Origin of the sequence: Streptomyces sp. 4F14, assembly GCF_048159485.1 — a bacterium.
Lineage (GTDB): Bacteria > Actinomycetota > Actinomycetes > Streptomycetales > Streptomycetaceae > Streptomyces.
This window is the reverse complement of the sequence record NZ_JBLRVY010000016.1, coordinates 113,275-128,862: the sequence shown is the minus strand read 5'-3', so window position 1 is coordinate 128,862 and position 15,588 is coordinate 113,275. Positions and strand designations below refer to the sequence as shown.

Below are 15,588 nucleotides of genomic sequence, written 5' to 3'. Positions count from 1 at the left end.
CCCCGGGCCCCCACCACTGACGGCTACAGCTGTACGGGCAGCGCCTCCAGCCCGCGGACCAGCCGGGAGTGCCGCCAGGGCAACTGGTCGGCAGGTTCTGTCAGTCGCAGGCCGGGGAAGCGCTCCAGCAGTAGCTGCAGGACGGTTTCGACCTCGGCCTGGGCCAGCGGCGCGCCGAGGCATCGGTGGATGCCGTGACCGAAGGCCAGGTGCGACCGGGCGTCGGGCCGGTCGAGGTCGAGCCGGTCCGGGTCCGTGAAACGGGCCGGGTCGCGGTTGGCGGCCCCGGGGCTGACGAAGACCGGGCTGCCCGCCTGCACTTCCGCCTCACCGAGCCGGATGGCCTTCGGCGCCCACCGCCAGGTCGCGATGCTTACCGGGGAGTCGTAGCGCAGCAGCTCGTCGACTGCCGCAGGGATACGGCCGGGGTCGGCGCGCAGCAGAGCGAGCTGCTCGGGGTGCTGGAGCAGGGCCAGGACGCTGTTGCCGATCGCCGCGGTGGTCGTCTCGTGCCCGGCGACCAGGAGCAGCACTGCGAGAGATACCAGCTCCAGCTCGCTGAGCCGGTCCCCGTCCTCGTCGCGGACGGCGACCAGGGCGGACAGCAGGGCCTCGTCCGGAGCTGCCCGCTTGGCAGCAGCCAGGGCGGACATGTAGTCGGCCAGGGCGTGGGAGGCGGCGTCGATCCGCTCGTGGTCGCCGGTGGCGAGCAGATCCGACGACCAGCCGCGGACCCTGTCGCGGTCGGCGTCGGGGACGCCGAGGAGCTGGCAGATCACGGTGACCGGCAGCGGGACGGCCAGACCCTCCATCAGGTCCACCCGGTCGCCCGGTGACCAGCCGCCGATCAGCTCCTCCGCGAGGGCGCGCACCGCTGGACGCAACTGCTGGACGCGCGCCGGGGTAAAGGCTCTGGTGACCAGGCGGCGCAGCCGGGTGTGGTCGGGCGGGTCGCTGTTGAGCATGGTGCCGGCCAGCGCCGGATGCAGGGCGCGGCCGGAGGGACGGTCGGCGAAGAACGCACCGGCGTCCTTCGACAGCTGGGGATCGGCGAGCGCGGCCCTGGCCTGCTCGTAGCCGGTGACCACGGTCGCGGTGCCGGAGCTGCCGCCCATAGGCACCTGGGCGACGGGGCACCGTTGCCGCAGGGCGGCGTAGACGGGGTAGCGGTCGCGGTAGAAGGCGGGGTCGGAGAAGGGACTGGCCATGACTGCTCGCTCCTATGCCGCGTGCTGCACGGGGGGCTGGTGCGCTGCGGCGATGCGATGGACGATCTCGCTTCTGGTGTACTGCTCGGCCACCAACCGTAGCCAGACGGCCTCCTTCTCCAGATCCGCCTCGCGGGCGGAGCCATGGTCGGTCAGCGGCGCGGGGTCCGGCTGGGCACGGGCGCGCCAGCGGGCGGCCTGGATGGCGCCCGCGACGACGGCCGCCTCGATCATGGCGTCCGCCTCCGTGCCGGTGAGGCCGGTGGAGGCCACGGCTTCCTCGGCCGCCCGCTGGACTGCTCGGGAGCGGTGCTCCTCAAGGCTGAGGATGCCGTCGGCGATCTCGACGGTTCGGCGGTGCAGCACGAGGTCGGGCTCCGCGTCGCCGCCGACGGTGTTCAGCACGACGTCGGGGTTCACGGAGGTGATGTCCTGCCACAGCGGAGCCATGATCTCAGCGGTCTGCCGGTGCCAGGCGGTGAGCCTGCGCTTGGCCAGCGGCCACAGCATGGCGGGCACGGTGAGCCCGGCGGTGATCAGCACAACGCCGGTCAGTGGTGCCGTGAAGGAGAAAGCGCAGCGGTACGGCGTCACCATCGAGGTGCACCGCGGACCGCCGGGGAACAGGTCGACGTTCACGAGGCCGGCGGCGGAGTTGACGACCTTGTAGAGCGCGTAGACCAGGACGCAGAAGCAGCCGCCGGCGACGGCCTTGAGCCCGATCTTGTGGACACGCCAGTCGGTCTCGGTGCTGCGCCGCCAGGTCTGGGTGAGGGCGCCGTAAGTGGCGTACCCCAGGAAGGCGACGTAGGCGATGGTGTAGACGGTGAGCGTGGCAGGTGCCTGGCCCCAATGAGTGTTGGTGAAGGGGCTGCTCCATCGCCGGTCGGCGGGGGTGGCGAAGAACGCGATGCTCATCACCGCGGCGGTCAGGGCGAGCAGCCGCAGGCGGGGCCGCAGTCTGGCACGGGCCGACTCGGGGTCGAGGTTGAGAGCGAAGAGGAAGCCGACGACGGAGAGGCTCGCGCACAGCAACAGCACGTTGCTGATGAGCTTGGCGAGGTCACGCGTTACGAGGTCGGCAGCGTCCTGGACCGCGGGGTTGAACCCGGTGATCGCGATGGCCCAGGCGACGAGCAACACAGCGGTCGAGGCGGCATTGGAGGGCCTGGATGCCCCGTTGGGGCGGGGACGCATCCAGAAGGCCGCAGCCGCGAACAGCAGGGCGGGCAGGCCGCAGGTGATAGTGGGGATCACGGTGGCACTGTTCTCTAGTCTTAGGTGTACATGGCAGCCCACCGCTCGGAGGCGGCGGTGGGCCGGGGTGAGGGCGTCTTCCGCTCGCGGACCATCCGCGAGACGAGGAGTGAGCCGAGGTGCTCGGCTTCCTGCTCCTCGGGGGTGTTGTAGGAGGTGCGCGCCGAGACGCCGAGTGCGCCCTTCCAGTCGATCTCGGATGCGAGTTGGGCGTCCGTCTTGAAGTCGGCCCGGTTCACGGTGCCGGCGTGGTCGAACAGGATGTGACCCAGCTCGTGGGCGATGATCTGCAGGCGCAGCAGAGGTGGAGCGCTCTGCTCGTAGAAGATGACCTCTCGGCCGTTGTAGCGCTGGCGCAGGCCGCAGCCGTCACTGGCCTGCATAGCCCTGGGCTCGCACTCGATGCGCCGACCGACGCGCACGGAAACCGCCTCGATCAGTTCGGCTTCGGTGAAGCGGTGAGGCAGTTCCAGCTGGTGTAGAAGGTCCTCGCAAGCGGCGCGCAGCGATTCGGCATGCATGATCCCCTCCAGGAAATGATCATGAATTCATCGCCTCTGCGTGCACTTCGGATTGCGCGGCCCGGCGTCAACAGCAACGTATAGATATTAAGCATGCCGCATAAAGATCATTTCAGTGCACACCTAACTCAATGCTCACTCGCTGGGCGGTACGAGTCTGCGATGTCACGCAGTGTCGCGCTCCGGTCGTGCTCGACCTGCAGTGATTCCCGGTATCCATGGGGCCCCGGCTCGCGCAGTCCGAATGCTCGACTACTGAAAGCGACGGATCGAGGGTGCGTAAAAAGCCAAGAGTGTCATTCATCACCCCCTCGCCTCTGCTGGATTCCTTCGGGATTTCCCGAGAAATGGGAGGCGTTTCGCCAAGGCGGAGGGGTGCTTCCCCTGATCGATGAGCCCGGAATTCTCTGATGGGGAATCAGGAGTGCGTGCTGCTTAAATCTTCGCGCGTAGGGTTTTCTGGTGTGCTGAGGCTTGCTGGGAGCGGGTGAACTCAGGGCCCCGGCTCGCCAGGCTCCTCCACCGGGGGTAGTCCCTGCGAACTGCGCGCCATGTCGATTACCTCCCTGACGAAACGCAGACCCCGGGCGTCGAGCCCCTTGCTGCGCAGGGCGATCGACTGGACGCCGGCATCCTCCATGGCTCTCTGGAGGTCCCGGCCGGCGATCTCCCTGTCGGGGTCATCTGAGACCCAGTAGGTCGGGGGGACGTCGAAGAAGGCCGCGATCTTCACGAGTGTGTCGATCGTGGGGTTGGTCTTGCCTCCCCTGCGCATGCCCCGGAGCAGGGTGTCGCTGATGCCGGTACCGGCGGCGACCTCGCCAACGGTGTACGGCCCGCGGTTCTCGGGGTGACGCTCCTCGAAGAGGCGGTCGAGGCGTGCGGCGATCTGCGCAAGGCCCTTGTCCTTGTCCATCTGTCCGCCCATCGCCATACCCTCCGTGCCAGATCGTCCCACGGACGCACTTTAGTGCCCACCAGTGCCTGGATGCACGCCAGGGTCAGAACTTTAGTGCCGCGCTTGGGTGAACTCTGGTGTACTTTGATCTCGCCGAAGGGAACTAAAGTGCAGAATCCCTGGTGAGGGGCCTTGTTGCGCCCGCTCGTCCGGGGGCTGCGTTCGCTGGCGCGCCGGGTCGACCGGCGGGGCAGCGGCTTCGGCCGCCCTCGGCGGAGGGCCCGGAAGTTGGCGCTCCCGGACTCCTCCGCATGCGAGGACGTCGATCACGTCCGACGCCCGGCCTCCGCATCTCACAACGCGGCCGAGCATCAATCCAGGAGTCTCGCATGTCCTCCTCGATCCGTACAGCCGGGGCCGGTGACGGCCGCCTGGTCGCCGTCACCTCCGTGGCCTTCGCCGAGATCCTCGCCCGCCTTGCCCCGGGCACCGCGTCGGTGGTCCTGAACAGTGCCCCCGAGGGCGGCCTGCCGCGTACCGCCGAGGCGTACGACGCCCAAGGCCGCCCGGTCCCGCAGCCGCTGGCGATCCGCCAGGCCATCGCCCGGTGGATCGCCACCGCCTTCCCGCTGGACCGCGGATGCGCCCACCGCCTCGACCTGGCCACCGGGGAGCTGACCGCCCTGGCCGCTGCCGGTGGCCAGGACCTCCCGCTGGCGGCCTGAACCTCCACCTTCACCACGTCCGCCGGGCGGCAGAGCCCGCCGCACCGCGGACCGCGCAGAGCGCAGGCACCCGTGCCGGGACCGACCGTCCCGCCGCCGGACGCAGCCGCGCCCCTGATGCGCCTTCTCCTGCCCTGACACGTTCCGCGCTGACGGCACCGCCCGCCTTGGCGACCGGTGCCGCGCGCGCCAGGCGAAACCTTTCACCTCCATGCCTAGCTCTCTCCTGCCCTCGCGCGCCTCCGCCGAGAGGGCGCCGGGCGGCCCCGGCCTGCCCGTTCCCGACGCCGAGCAGTGGATCTCCACCACCGGCTCGCGCATCGCCCCCGACCCCTACACCTGGATGCAGGCTGTCCACTGGGCGCACGACCTCGGCGCCCGCACGCCGGTCCGCAGCCACGGCCCGCGCTTCGGCACGACCACCGTGCTGCTGGCTCAGCAGCTCGCCCAGCTCAACCCCTGCCGGCCCGGCGTCGACTTCCTCGCCCGGATGCTCAAGGTCTCCACGCGCACCGTGAAGTACCACATGGCGCTTCTGCGGAAGGGGGGTCTGCTGGCCTACCGCGTCAAGGGCACACGGGTGCGCCACGAGCGAGCCCGCGCAAGCGAGTTCGCCCGCACCATACCTTCCTGCTTCGACCAGGCCCTGGGCCTGCGCACGGCTCCCTCCGACACCTTCATCCGCGCCGTCGTCGGCGTCTCCGAGCACGGCCGCACCCAGCTGGCCCGGCTCGGAAAGAAGGCCGCACGCACCGTGCGCCGCAAGGCCCGCAGGACCAAGAAGCCCTCATTTTCTGCGAGTTCGGATTGCACCCCAATGGAGGGTGATTCCTGCACGGTCTCTCCTGCAGCACTTACCTCTTCTCCCTCTGAGGACGAGCCTCGAAACGGGGAATCCAGCAGCTCTCCGACGAGAAGAGGCAGAACCCGCAAGGCGCTGAATGCCGTTGGACGGCGCTACCAGCTCGGCCTGGAACTGGTGCGGCAGGTCCCGTGGCTGGCCGGCACACCGGTTGCGCGGGTCGCCTGGGCCGTGCGGCATCTCGCCGACGAGGGCTGGACGGCCCACGAGGTGATCGCCGTGCTCGCCCTGCGCGCCCCCTCCGACCGGATCCACCGGCCCAGCGGCTTCCTGACGGCCCGCCTGGTCGGCGCGGAGAAGCTGTTCGACACCCCGGCCAAGCGCGCCAACCTGGTCGCCTGGTGGCGTGACAGCCGCCAGGCCAGCCGGGAGCGTCACGCCGAGTGGAGCGGCTCGTGGTCCGCACCGCGCAGCAACGCGGTCGCCCGCCTGGTCCGCGAAGCCTTCGCCGTCTCCAAGCCCAAGCCGCAGCTCGTCGAGCTGCCGCAGGAGCCCACCGACGCTGAGCTGGCCGAGGTCCGCACCCTTGCCTGGCGCGAGTACCTCGCAGGCCAGCCCGTACTGGTCACCTCCGCCATCGCCATCGCAGGCCAGGACAGCGCCGAGCAGTTTTACGGCACCGACCTCGTCCAGCGTGTTGTGCGCCTCGCCAGAGCTTCCAGTCACCTCACCACCGGAGCCACTCGATGACCCCGCCCCACGAGCCGCGCGGCGTCCGCGCCCTGACCGACCGCAGAGGCAGGGCCGCACCCGCGCCGAGCACCAGCACCACCGGACCGGACCGCCGCCCGCCGAGACCGGTCAGAGCCCGGGAGAACGGCTCACCTGGTTACCAGCGAGCCCTCGCGCAGTTGCAAGCAGCCCGCGCCCTCGTCCCGGCCAGCCCGCTTGCCGCCCCGGCCATCGAAAGCAAGGTCCGCGCCCTGGCCAGAACAGCCCACGCGCCCGCCACCACCGCACGCCGCCCACGATCAGCCGCCTGCCGCAGCAGGCCCGCCTCGGAGACCACCGCACCGTGCCCGCCACTCAGCCCACCCCGATCCAGCTCGCCGCCCGCCGCCGCGACCACAGCTGGACCACCGATGCCGCCTGCGCCGGCACCCCGCACCCGGACCGGTTCCACCCCCTGCCCGACGAGAGCGAGGAGACTGCAGCCGCCAAGGCGACGTGTGCGGCCTGTCCTGTCAGCCAGCAATGCCTGGAAGAGGCTCTGGACCTGAACGACCGCTGGGGCATCCGCGGCGGTCTCTCCGAGGGCGAACGCCTCGTCCTCCACCGCCGCGCCTCCGTGTTCCGCTGGGAGGAGCAGCGCATCCGCGACGCGCTCGCCGGCCGATCTGTCCACCTCTCCCGGCCGGAGCGCACCTCCGTGGTCACCGTCGCTGCGATCCTTGAGCTGGACGTGAGCACCTGGGCGCCCGTCCTCGGCATCAGCCGCAAGTACGGCCTGGAACTGCTGCGCGAGGCCCGCTCCAACATCGCCACCCAGCCGCTGACGGTACGGCGCGAGCAGCGCATTGCCGCCTCCATGGCAGGAGTCCGGACGGTGGCAGCATGAGCGGCGACCAGCGGTCCCGCCCCGGGATGTCGTGGTGGGACAAAGCCACGATCGGCGCTATGGGCGGCGTTGGCGGCGTCCTGTCCTACGACGCCTTGCAGCAGATGGCCGTCGCCATGCACGTCCGGCCCGAACTGACCTACCTGTTCCCCGTCGCCATCGACGGGTTCATCGCCTACGGCACCAGGGCGCTGGTCGTGCTGAAGGAGGCGCCACTGAGGGCCCGCGTCTACACGTGGAGCGTCTTCGGTAGCGCCACGGCTACGAGCGTCTGGGCCAACTGGACCCACGCCGTGCGCCTCAACGACCTCACCTCGCCCGGCGAGGGCCTGCACCTGCCGGACTGGTCCGTCGGCGTGCTGAGCACCATCGCTCCGTTGGTGCTGGGCGGTGCCACCCACCTCTACATCGTCATGTCCCGTCACACCTCCGGCTCCGACACGGACCCCGCGGACAACCCGGAGACGCAGGGGCCGAGCACGACCAGCTGGTGGAGCAGGGGGGACGCGTCCGGCCTGGAGGACCCGACCAAGCCCGCCGTCCGCACACGGTGGTGGAACCGCAAGCGGACCGAAACCGCAGCCCTGGAGAGCGCGGCGTCCGCGACCGCGGACGAGCAGTCCGACCTGACCGCCGTCCCCTCGCCGTCCCCGGTGTCGCTGACCAAGGCTCCCAAGGAACCGGCCGCACTTCCGCCGGGACCGGCCGCCGCCTCGGGGGCACAACCGCAAACCGTCCCCGTCCCCGAGTCCGCCTCCGCCTCCGCCAACGGGACCGTCCCCGAGTCCGCCTCCGCCTCCGCCAACGGGACCGTCCCCGCTCCCGCGACCTCCGCCGCCGTCCCCGACCCGGTCCCCGGCACCGGGACGGTCCCCGGCACCGGGACGGTCCCCGGCACCGGGACGGTCCCCGAGAACGGAACGGCCGCCGCCCCCGGGACCGCACCGGTGGGACCGGAGCTGAAGCCGGGGACCGTCCCGGGCACCCCGGCATCGCCGGGACCGACGAGCAGCCCCTCCGGTTCCGTCCCCGCCGAATCCGTCCCACTGGTGGTACACGCCGCGCCCCCAACGGTCCCCGCTCCGGCGGCCCCGCCAGCCGAACACGGTCCCCGGCACGACGGCGGACCGGTCCCCAACAGCAGCGCAGCGTCCCAGCCGGGCGGCGAGGCCGCCACCGTGACCGCGCCCCACCGCACCACGGCCCTCGCGGTGATCTCCCCGTCCCCGGTCCCGGCCGTCCCCGCTGCGGCGGACGCCACAGTCGCTCGTCCCCACGGCCCCGGGACCGTTCCGGCACCGTCGACCGTGCTGAAGGCCGTCCCGACACCGGGGACCGCGATCACCGGGACCGGTCCCGAGCCCCGACCGCTCCCGGTCCCCGCGCAGGAGTCCGGTCCCCGCACCGGGACCGTGGAGACCACCCGCACACCGACCGTCCCCACCGGGGACCAGCCGAGGCCGGGACCGGGGACCGTCCCGAGGACCAGCACCACACCCAATACCGTCCCCGCAGCTCCGTCCCCGGTCCCGGGTACTGAGCGGGGAGTGACCCGCGAAGCCCGGAAGCGGGAGCTGAGCGAGGACGAGCTGGAGGCACTGCTGCCCATCGGGCGCACCGTCGCCGCCACCGCCGAGGGACGGCTGACCCGCGAGGCGCTGCGCGCCGGCCTGCGGGCCCAGAACGTGCCGATCAACAACACCGCGCTCGGCCAGCTCCTGCGGGAGCTGAAGGACATCGAGGGCAAACCTCCGCCCGCCCGACGCTGACCCTCCCGAAACCCGCCGAATACGCCACCACGCCACCCGAGGAACCGACTTGACCGCCAAGAGCAACACCGACGAACACCTCGCCATCGGGCTGATGACCCTGCTGAGCGACAAGAAGCTCCTGCACAGCGCCGAAGGGGCGAACGACGGCAGCTGGATCGTTCGCCGGACCCGCAGCGGCCCGCAGTTCGTCCTGGAGACGCCGACGGACGCGATCGAGTACGCCGTCGAGGTGCTCATCGACTACCAGCTGGAAGCCGCCTCGCGCTGAAGTCGGTTGCCGTGTAAGTGAATTGACACCCGCACTGTCCGGGACGGGGACTGGCACCACGGCGCAGCAAGCTATCGCCTGGGGCAGCCCTACGGGCCGCCCCAGGCGCTTGCCCTCGCCCCGAGGGGGCGAGGGACCTGGGTGGAGTCGAGCGAGGGCGCTCGACTCCACCCAGGATCCGGAGCGAGGGCGCTCCGGGAACCGAGGGAAGGAGAAACCACGACTACGCCACAACTCGCAGCAGCAGAAGACGAGTTGACGCCCAAGCGCCGCCCGCGCCGCCGCCACCGCGACGCCCAGCAGCGCCCCCACCGCATCGTCACCCGCTTCAACGCCGCCGAGCGCGACGAGATCGTCGCCGCCGCCGAGCAGCGCGAACAGACCGTGTCCCGCTTCGTCGCCACCAGCACGCTCGCCGCCGCCCGCGGCCACAACAGCGCCCGCGACCCGCAAGACCGCCTCGACCGAACCGTCGACGCCCTCGCCGCAGCCCGAGCCCACCTCGCCCGCGTCGGCAACAACTTGAACCAGATCGCGTTCGCCTTCAACGCCGGCGGCCAGGTCCGGCCTGCCGAGCTCGACGCCACCCTCGGCGCGGTCCGCGCCGCCGTCGCCACGGTCGACCGCACCGCCACCCAGCTCGTCACCGGGGCCGCCGGTGGTCCCTGACATCAGCCGCGGATCCAAGACGTACGGACTGCTCGCCTACCTCTTCGGTCCCGGCAAGCACGACGAACACGTTGACCCGCACATCGTCGCGAGCTGGGACGGGTTCGCGCCGGACCCGGGCCGCGACCCGAACGCCTCGCTCTCCCAGCTTGAGGCCGCGCTCGACCTGCGGGTCAACCAGCTCGGCGAGCGTCGGCCGAAGCGGCACGTGTGGCACTGTCCCGTGAGCGCGGACCCCGGCGACCGGCTCCTGACCGATGAGGAGTGGGCCGAGGTCGCCCGCCGTGTGGTCGCCGCAGCTGGCATCGCGACCGAAGGCGATCCGGACGGCTGCCGCTGGATCGCGGTCCGCCACGACCCCCGGCACATCCACATCATGGCCACCATCGTGCGCGGCGACTTGCGCCAAGCCCGCCTGAACGGCGACGCGGCGCGGGCCCAGGCCGAATGCCGCCAGATCGAGAAGGACTTCGGCCTCAAGGAGCTGAACCAGGGCGACGGGACCGCCGCCAAGCGGCCCACCAGCGCGGAGGGCCACAAGGCGGAGCGGCTCGGCCGAGGCGAACCCGTTCGTCTCCAGCTGCGTGACGCCGTCCGCCGGGCGGTCGCGGGCGCCGCCGACGAGCATGAGTTCCTCGACCGGCTCAAGACTGCCGGCCTCCTGGTCAGCCTCAAGACCGGGCCGTCCGGTGACGTGCTCGGATACTCCGTCGCGCACCCGGACGACCGCAACGCCGAGGGGCAGCCGGTGTTCTTTGGCGGCTCCCGACTTGCCCCCGACCTGTCCCTTCCCCGCATCCGCAAGCGCCTGGGCGCCGGGCCGGTCGATGCTGTCGATGCCGTGCAGCCCGCTAGCACGGCGACGGGGCAGGCCCGCGTGCCCGGCTCCCGGGCCGCCCAGGCCCGACGCGGCGCCGCCGACGCGGTCGAAGCCGCTGCCCGCACCATCGACGAAGGCGACGACGGCCAAGTCGCCGCTCAGCTCCTTGGAGCGATCGAGGTGATGGACGCGATCGCGATCCGCGCACCAGCCGACACCAGGGCCCAGCTTCTCGCCGCTGCACGGGCCTTCGAGCGCGCCTCGCGCAGCCACATCCGTGCCGAGCGCGCCGACAACCGTGCCTTGCGGTACGCCGCCCGGCAGATGCTCTCCGGCGGCTACGCCACCAACCGCGGCGAGGATGGCGGTGCGACCGCGCTACTGCTGTCCACCCTGGTGCTGCTGGCCGTCGCAGCCGCCCGCTGGCACTCAGGGCGCGGCCACGCCCAGCAGGCCGCCGCCGCCACAGCGGCGGCCCGCGAGCTGCGCGCGGCGTACCGGACGGTCGCCGCCAGGCCGATGGCCGCAATGGCTCAGAACGGGCGGACGCTGCCCCCGCCGGTCCGCGAGCGCCAAGCCGAGATCATCCGCACTCGCCTGACTGAGACCGAGGGAGTCTCCCAGGAGAAGGAGGGGTGGGACGCGCTAGCCGCGACCCTCGCCGAGGCCGAAGCCGCCGGACACGACCCGGCTGCCCTCCTGGAGGAGGCCAAGTCCTGGCGAGAGCTGGACAGTGCCGACTCGGTCACCGCCGTGATGGTGTGGCGGGTTCGGCGGATCGCAGAGTTGTCGGCCGCCCCCGAGCCCGCCGCCGCAAAGCGCGGCAGCAGCCCTCGGGCCGGGCAGGCTGCCGCAGCCGCCCCCGAACCGCAGCGACGCCCGAGGCGCTGACTACCCCGATACGCCGCCGAACTTGGCCCCACTCGGGGCAGCTTGCGGCGAATCCGTTCAAAACGGATACTCTCTGTATCGGCTTCGGGTGACCCCGCCGCTGATCCTGCGCGCCTGCCGAGCCGCATTCCCCGGGGTCCAGCGGCTGGTCTTCGAGGGACGCTGTGTTGGCGCGGGCTTCAAGGGAGCACCGCTGGGGTCGGCTACCACCGGAGATCATGCGTTCCGCCGGACGTAGTACGCAACCCGTAGGTTGACGGCATGGCTGACATGCGAGATCTGTGGTGGTCGGCGGGCCGGATGGCCTTCCAGGTGTCGGGGAGCAACACCGACTGGCGGAACACCCGTTGGTCCGAATCGCTGCGCCGCTCGGCGACGCTGCTGGAGCCGGTGTGGCCCAAGGACTATTCCGGCGGGCCTTTCACCTTTGCGCTCCCCACGATCGCGCTGCTCCTGTACGCGGGCCCGCTCGACAATGAGCCCGAGCTCGTGCCGGTGAAGGACATCGTGGGCGCGCTTACCCCGCGCCGAGCCGATGAGGACGCGCCGTCGCTCGAGGACACCATTCGAGTGGGTCTGGTCGACCGCCAACACGACCTGGGCGACGAATCGAAGTTGTCGGGCCTGGTTCGCTCGCTGACCGTCTACTACGAACCGGTGACGCATACCGCGAGCGGTATGGATCTTCCGGCCTTCGAGCAAACGCCCGGCGGCTCTCTGCTGGACGCGGGAGCGCGGTGGGCGCACCACCGTTTCACGCACTACTACCTTCAGAGCAGCGTGGCCTGGCCCTCCGGCGGACTCAGGTGAGGCGGCTCACCTTGAAGGTGGTGCTGACGGCGCCGTGATCGGATAGCTCCTTGTCGATCGGCTTCAGGTACACCTGGTAGTCGACGAGCGCTGGCGCGAGGGCGGGGCTCATCAGGATGACGGGGCACGTCCCCCTCCCTGAACGCGGCGGTCGGGGTCGTTCCCTGCCCGGATGGGTGGCTCGCGTCCAGGAACCTCCGGCGCGTCCCGATCAGAGACCTCTCCCTCACGGGGCAGCAGGAGTTGGCCGTTCTGGGCGTGTGCCGGAAGCCGCGTCCAGTCAGGCTCCGGGTAGCCGAGGCCGAGGCGATGTCGCCGAGCACGAGCGACCGGCGGCCGGGGCTGTGCCGTTACCGCCGTCCGCGAGATGCTGAGGTCCGAGGAGGACATCGCCCGGCTGGCTCCAGCGCCACCGATGGCGGCTGGAGTACTGGCGGTCTTCGCTGCTCCGGCGAGCGCGTAGCGGGACATGCCAGGGCCGGTGGCAGCACCGCCAGCCGCCTCGTCGGCGCTGGCCTCAATTTGCCCATGTTGGGCTGAAGCAGGGGCACTCGCCGGTGTGCTGCGAGATACTCCAACTCCCCTGGTCGCAGGCGAGTTCTGCGCGTTCAGGCCCACTTGCCTAATCGGAAGGATGCGGAGACTTCGTGGCATTTCAGCGTCGGAGCGGCAGCGGCCCAGTCAGCCAAGCTGATGACCCCGAGCAGCTGTATCGGCTGCTGGCCAGGTCAAACAACGGACCGGACTCAGTCTGGGGCCACCAGTCGAAGGTCCTGGAGAGGTGGCACGCCGAGCACTACTCCGAAGCTGATGTGGCAATCGAGCTTCCAACAGGCGCGGGGAAGACGCTGGTCGGAGGGTTGATCGGTGAGTTCCTCCGGCGTACGGAGGGAAGCCGGGTTGCCTACCTTTGCCCCACCAACCAGCTTGCCCGACAGACAGCCAGCAGGCTCGCTGACTACGGGATCCCGCAGGTTCTGCTCACCGGCAGGGTTCCGACTTGGAATCAGGCCGACCGGGCCCAGTTTGACTCCGGGAGTGCTGTCGCGGTCAGCGTCTACAGCCACATCTTCAACTCCAACCCAGCGCTGGAGGGTGCAGACCTCCTGGTCCTGGACGACGCCCACGCCGCGGAGGGCTACGTTGCCGGGCCGTGGAGCCTGGAGATCTCCCGGGCGCATCACGAGAGCGCTTACAAAGACGTGCTGTCGACACTCTCGTCGGCGCTGGACCCCTTGGTCTACAAGCGGCTGGTTACCCCTACTCCGGACAGCCAGTACCTGTCCAGTGTCTACCTTGCTTCACCGCTCGGCGTTGCCGCCCAGTCCGCCGAACTCGAAACGGCGTTGAGCAACGCTGTCGCCATGGGAAAGGCGAGCAAGGAAGCAGCCCATGCGTGGCGGTTCATCGAGGGCAGGGCGGCTAGGTGCATGGTCTATATCTCGTACAACCACGTCCTGATCCGACCGTTGATTTCGCCCACCTTCCAGCACCCCGCGTTTAGCGAACCCAGGCGAAGGCTTTACATGAGCGCGACTCTGGGCGCCGGCGGTGAACTGGAGCGCAGCTTCGGCAGGCGGAAGATCAAGCGGATCCCCGTCCCGGCAGGGTGGGACAAAGAAGGTACTGGCCGTCGGTTCTTCGCCTTTCCCGAATTGGCCGAAGACCTCGCCTCAGACAACCAGAAGCTTGCCCCCTTTGTCGCTGGCATCATCGGCAAGGCAGGCCGCGCCGTCGTCTTGACGCCGGACAGTCGTACCGCCGAAACCTTCCGGGAACGCTTCCTCCCGGATGGCTACCCCACCCTCAATGCCAAAGAGGTCGAGGACGATCTCACTCGGTTCACCTCCCAACCGGCTGCCGCCCTCGTGCTGAACAATCGCTACGACGGAATTGACCTCCCCGATGATCAATGCCGCCTGGTGGTCCTGGTCGGGTTGCCCGCGAAGGGAGATCTCCAAGAGCGTTTTCTCCATGGCTCGTTGGGTGCTGTGGAAGTCCTTCAAGAACGAATGCGAGCCCGGATTCAGCAGGGCAGCGGTCGAGCGACGCGGAACCTTCGTGACCACGCTGCGGTGCTGGTATTGGGGAGGGATCTGACCTCGTACCTGACACGCCGTGAGACTCAGGCGGCCATGCACCCCGAGATCCATGCAGAAATCGAATTCGGTGTCGACACCAGTCTGGGCTTCTCCTCGGCCGCGATGCTGGAGAATCTCGGCGTTTTCACCGAGCACGCGGAAGCGTGGGCAGCCGTGGACGACGACATCGTCGCCGCTCGCGAAACATACAGTCGCGCCGAAGCTCCCGGCGTAGCTGACCTGCAGCGGGCAGTGCGACACGAGATCGTTGCGGCCGAAGCCATTTGGTCCGGCGATCAGGACTTCGCACTCGATGCCATCAGGAGCGTCCTGGACAAGCTCCGCGGCGACCGCACGCCGAAGCGATACGGGGCACTATGGAGCTACCTGGGGTTCAGCATCGCCCGCCAGCTCGCGGACAAGACCGGCAATTCGAGCTTCCGGGAAACTGCGGACATCTATTATCGGGAGACCTGGAAGAATAGCCAGGGCACTACCTGGCTTTCACACCTTGCGGCCCCCGCCGAGCGCGACGCCGCGCCTCAGCCACCCGAACTCGCCCTCACCGACGAAGTCGCCATGCGCAATATCCTTGCAGCCACGGATCTAGCTCGTGTCGAAGCCTTCGAGGACGTCCTCAGCGCGCGCGCTGGGTTGGAAGGCACCGAATACACGGCGTACGAAGCAGGACTTGTTCACCTCGGCAGACTCGCCGGCGCGCAGCCCAGCTACGGTAACGAAGGCGACGAAGGCGACGCTCTCCCGGATGCTGTGTGGATCTTCAACGAGGCCCAGTGGGTTGTATGGGAGGCGAAGAGCCAGGCGAAGGACACCGGGCAGATTGGTGCCGACCAGGTCCGGCAAACCGGTGCGCACTTGCGAACAGCGGAGAAAGATCAAGAGAGGGCCGCGCCAGGTGACTCGGTGTGTCTACTCGCATCGCCCAAGAACAAGGTGCATTCCAGTGCCCTCGCGGTCGCCGAGGATAACGTGTACTGGGTTCGCCCGCCCGAAGTCCTTGACCTGTTTGACCGCCTAATCCGTGCTTGGCAGACGGCCCGCGCACGAGGACTGGCGACGCTCTCAGTTCCCGAGCTGGCATCCATTTTCAAGGCCGAGGAGGCCCTACCTTCCCAGTGGCTGCCTGCGCTGAGAATTCGCCCGCTTTGGAAGGACCCCGCGTCGTGAAGCCATTCGTGTTCCAGCATGCACAGGATCTGTGGCCCGAGGGCGAGAGCTTGCTCCACG

13 protein-coding genes are annotated in these 15,588 nt (G+C 69.8%); 9 read left to right on the top strand and 4 right to left on the bottom strand.

Annotation, left to right across the window (positions count from 1 at the left end; genetic code table 11):
- Positions 1–23: 23 nt before the first annotated feature.
- The 4 genes from ACLZOT_RS27050 to ACLZOT_RS27035 all read right to left on the bottom strand — a co-directional run bounded on the left by ACLZOT_RS27050 (position 24) and on the right by ACLZOT_RS27035 (position 3,944).
- Positions 24–1,208, bottom strand: a complete 1,185-nt coding sequence (locus ACLZOT_RS27050; protein WP_416971680.1) for a cytochrome P450 family protein — start codon at positions 1,206–1,208, stop codon at positions 24–26.
- 12 nt (positions 1,209–1,220) lie between these two features.
- Positions 1,221–2,465, bottom strand: coding sequence for an MAB_1171c family putative transporter (locus tag ACLZOT_RS27045; protein ID WP_416971679.1), 1,245 nt, complete (start codon positions 2,463–2,465; stop codon positions 1,221–1,223).
- A gap of 20 nt (positions 2,466–2,485) precedes the next feature.
- Positions 2,486–2,986, bottom strand: coding sequence for an ImmA/IrrE family metallo-endopeptidase (locus ACLZOT_RS27040; protein ID WP_416971678.1), 501 nt, complete (start codon positions 2,984–2,986; stop codon positions 2,486–2,488).
- Positions 2,987–3,479: 493 nt separating this feature from the next.
- The gene (locus tag ACLZOT_RS27035) at positions 3,480–3,944 is read right to left on the bottom strand and encodes a helix-turn-helix domain-containing protein (protein ID WP_416971677.1); all 465 of its coding nucleotides are present in this window, start codon (positions 3,942–3,944) and stop codon (positions 3,480–3,482) included.
- 329 nt (positions 3,945–4,273) lie between these two features.
- On the opposite strand from ACLZOT_RS27035, the gene ACLZOT_RS27030 reads away from it, so the two are divergent.
- The 9 genes from ACLZOT_RS27030 (at position 4,274) to ACLZOT_RS26990 (ending at position 15,528) form a co-directional block, all read left to right on the top strand.
- The gene (locus ACLZOT_RS27030) at positions 4,274–4,609 is read left to right on the top strand and encodes a hypothetical protein (protein ID WP_416971676.1); all 336 of its coding nucleotides are present in this window, start codon (positions 4,274–4,276) and stop codon (positions 4,607–4,609) included.
- Positions 4,610–4,820: 211 nt separating this feature from the next.
- Positions 4,821–6,161 (top strand): helix-turn-helix domain-containing protein, encoded by a 1,341-nt coding sequence (locus tag ACLZOT_RS27025; protein ID WP_416971675.1) that lies wholly within the window; start codon positions 4,821–4,823, stop codon positions 6,159–6,161.
- Positions 6,162–6,486: 325 nt separating this feature from the next.
- On the top strand, positions 6,487–7,029 hold the full coding sequence (locus ACLZOT_RS27020; RefSeq protein WP_416971674.1) for a WhiB family transcriptional regulator: 543 nt from the start codon (positions 6,487–6,489) through the stop codon (positions 7,027–7,029).
- Positions 7,026–8,798, top strand: coding sequence for a DUF2637 domain-containing protein (locus tag ACLZOT_RS27015; protein WP_416971673.1), 1,773 nt, complete (start codon positions 7,026–7,028; stop codon positions 8,796–8,798). The genes ACLZOT_RS27020 and ACLZOT_RS27015 overlap by 4 nt, the downstream gene beginning before the upstream one ends.
- Before the next feature lie 49 nt (positions 8,799–8,847).
- On the top strand, positions 8,848–9,069 hold the full coding sequence (locus ACLZOT_RS27010) for a hypothetical protein (RefSeq protein WP_416971672.1): 222 nt from the start codon (positions 8,848–8,850) through the stop codon (positions 9,067–9,069).
- A gap of 255 nt (positions 9,070–9,324) precedes the next feature.
- Positions 9,325–9,738, top strand: a complete 414-nt coding sequence (locus tag ACLZOT_RS27005; RefSeq protein ID WP_416971671.1) for a plasmid mobilization protein — start codon at positions 9,325–9,327, stop codon at positions 9,736–9,738.
- Positions 9,728–11,449, top strand: a complete 1,722-nt coding sequence (locus ACLZOT_RS27000) for a relaxase/mobilization nuclease domain-containing protein (protein ID WP_416971670.1) — start codon at positions 9,728–9,730, stop codon at positions 11,447–11,449. The genes ACLZOT_RS27005 and ACLZOT_RS27000 overlap by 11 nt, the downstream gene beginning before the upstream one ends.
- A 261-nt stretch (positions 11,450–11,710) precedes the next feature.
- Positions 11,711–12,259, top strand: a complete 549-nt coding sequence (locus ACLZOT_RS26995) for a hypothetical protein (RefSeq protein WP_416971669.1) — start codon at positions 11,711–11,713, stop codon at positions 12,257–12,259.
- 647 nt (positions 12,260–12,906) lie between these two features.
- Positions 12,907–15,528, top strand: coding sequence for a DEAD/DEAH box helicase (locus ACLZOT_RS26990; RefSeq protein ID WP_416971668.1), 2,622 nt, complete (start codon positions 12,907–12,909; stop codon positions 15,526–15,528).
- The last annotated feature ends 60 nt before the right edge of the window (positions 15,529–15,588 follow it).

Bases quoted from the DNA above. Each gene is read 5' to 3' on its own strand.
- ACLZOT_RS27015 (WP_416971673.1), top strand. From the start codon at position 7,026: ATGAGCGGCGACCAGCGGTCCCGCCCCGGGATGTCGTGGTGGGACAAA.
- ACLZOT_RS27030 (WP_416971676.1), top strand. From the start codon at position 4,274: ATGTCCTCCTCGATCCGTACAGCCGGGGCCGGTGACGGCCGCCTGGTC.
- ACLZOT_RS27040 (WP_416971678.1), bottom strand. From the start codon at position 2,986: ATGCATGCCGAATCGCTGCGCGCCGCTTGCGAGGACCTTCTACACCAG.
- ACLZOT_RS27050 (WP_416971680.1), bottom strand. From the start codon at position 1,208: ATGGCCAGTCCCTTCTCCGACCCCGCCTTCTACCGCGACCGCTACCCC.
- ACLZOT_RS26995 (WP_416971669.1), top strand. From the start codon at position 11,711: ATGGCTGACATGCGAGATCTGTGGTGGTCGGCGGGCCGGATGGCCTTC.
- ACLZOT_RS27025 (WP_416971675.1), top strand. From the start codon at position 4,821: ATGCCTAGCTCTCTCCTGCCCTCGCGCGCCTCCGCCGAGAGGGCGCCG.